1 pseudogene is annotated in these 522 nt (G+C 44.6%); it reads left to right on the forward strand.

The annotated features are described in order from the left end of the window. Window positions 1-69: 69 nt before the first annotated feature. A pseudogene (locus tag ACFIKE_RS12230) lies at window positions 70-522 on the forward strand (TIGR04086 family membrane protein); the annotation flags it as partial.

A 522-nucleotide genomic window follows, 5' to 3' on the forward strand; every position in this document is an offset into this window, starting at 1 on the left:
TATTTACCACTTTTGGAACATAATTGGCAAAAAGACATTGTATCTCCAGCATATTCAAGGAGATAAAACATGGAAACTCGCATTCCTGAAGACACACCATTCGATACGAATTTTCTAGGAGAAACATCTCTAGAAGAAAAGTATTCATTCTTTCACACACCCATTTCATGGTCCGCAATCTTTGCTGGACTGGTGAGCGCCCTTGCCACCTCAATCTGCCTCTCTTTTCTGGTAGCCGCTTTAGGCTTAAGCCAAATGGATTTCACCTCTTCAACCCCATTTGAAGGCTCTTTCCTCTCCTTTGGCGTGGGTTCTGTTATCGTTACACTGATTAGCCTAGCCTTGGGAGGCTTTGTAGCTGGACGTTTTGCTGAATCGTCGGGAACGGTTCATGGCTTTCTCACTTGGGCTCTCATAACATTGCTGATGACCCTCCAAGCCATCCACGTGGTTTCTAGTACAGCAAAGATAGGAGCTAAAACGGCTCTAGAAAACAGCTCTATGATCCAACAAACCGTAGAC

Origin of the sequence: Bartonella sp. MU70NMGDW (assembly GCF_042194085.1) — a bacterium.
Taxonomy (GTDB): Bacteria; Pseudomonadota; Alphaproteobacteria; order Rhizobiales; family Rhizobiaceae; genus Bartonella; species Bartonella grahamii.